1 protein-coding gene is annotated in these 1,509 nt (G+C 42.8%); it reads right to left on the bottom strand.

All coding sequences use genetic code 11. The features are described from left to right. Positions 1-25: 25 nt before the first annotated feature. A complete protein-coding gene (locus tag IQ228_RS25955) occupies positions 26-1,276 on the bottom strand; it encodes a competence/damage-inducible protein A (protein ID WP_193964999.1) in 1,251 nt (416 codons plus the stop codon). Between the last annotated feature and the right edge of the window lie 233 nt (positions 1,277-1,509).

Here is a 1,509-nt window from a genome sequence, read left to right as displayed (position 1 = left end):
TCCCCAACCTCCCCAACCCCCCCTACTAGCTTTTAAGCAGATGTCTCCGCAGATGATCTAAGGCTGCATTTGCACTCACATAACGAATTAAAGACCGTCCCCGAATTGTTCCGAAGCGATGTTCAAAACTGATTACTTCATTACCAGGACCAGCTAAACCAATATAGACTAAACCCACTGGTTTAGTTTCTGTTCCCCCGGTTGGTCCAGCAATGCCTGTAATACTTAATCCCCAAGTGGTTGAAAGCCGATTTTTAACGCCAATAGCCATTTGTTCAGCTACTGTCGCACTTACCGCCCCAAATTCCTCTAAATCCTCTGGGTTGACTCCTAATAGTCCAACTTTGACAGAATTATCGTAGGCAATTACCCCACCCCAAAAGTAATCAGAACTACCAGAAATTTCCGTTAACATTTGCCCCAGTCCCCCACCAGTGCAAGATTCGGCTACAGATAGGGTTTCTCCCGCAGACTTTAATAAATTACCAACGACAGCAGCAAGGGTGTCATTGTCAATGCCATAATAATCTAAGCCAGCAATTTCTATTAGTTGTTTTTCAATGGGTGCAATTAAAGCTTCTGCGGTTGTTGCGTCTGTGGCTTTAGCAGAGATTCGCAGTCTGACCTCTCCCTTGCCTGCATAGGGGGCTACTGTGGGATTAGTTAAATTAAAGTAGGGGGCTACTTTTTCGGCTAAAGCAGATTCTCCAATTCCCCAAAATCTTAAACTGCGACTATAAATAATTTCCTTTCCCCAACCTTGACTTTTCAGAAAAGGTACTGCGGTTTCTGTCCACATTCGATACATTTCGCTGGGAACACCAGGGAAAGTAAAAATAGTTAATCCTGGACGGGGTTGCCAAATAATACCCGGCGCTGTTCCTGTAGGGTTGGGTAAAATTTCTGCACCTTGGGGAATTAAGGCTTGTTTGCGATTATTAGCGGACATTATTCGTCCCCGTTGGGCAAATTTTTCGGCTATATCTTCGACAATATCGGCTCGTTCTATGAGAGGAACGCCAAAAAAATCAGCGATAGTTTCGCAGGTGAGATCATCGGGTGTGGGTCCTAACCCACCTGTGAAAATGAGAATTTGTACTCTGGAAGCAGCAATTTCTATAACTTCTTTGAGTCGGGCTGGATTATCGCCAACGACGGTTTGATAGTAGTGAGGAATGCCTAACTGTGCTAATTGTTGAGCAAGATATTGGGCATTGCTGTTGAGGATATCTCCTAGCAGCATTTCTGTACCAACGCAAATAATTTCTGCACTCATGGGGGTTAAAAAGGAATTAGGAATAGGAATCTAGGAAGAACTGGTGATATTAAATACTCGCTTGAATTTTGCTTATTTTTGTACATAAGGGAACACCAAAAAATAAATTAACCAATTTTGTGGGATGGGTATCCTGCCCGTCCTTGATGATTAGCGGGCAATTCGTCCCGCACCACAAGAAATTTTTGGGTATTTTTTTAATTGGAAGTCCCTAAATTTAATAAGTATTATAA

The sequence above is a fragment of the Dolichospermum sp. LEGE 00246 genome (genome assembly GCF_015207865.1).
GTDB lineage: Bacteria > Cyanobacteriota > Cyanobacteriia > Cyanobacteriales > Nostocaceae > Dolichospermum > Dolichospermum heterosporum.
This window is presented reverse-complemented; position numbering and strand designations above follow the sequence as displayed.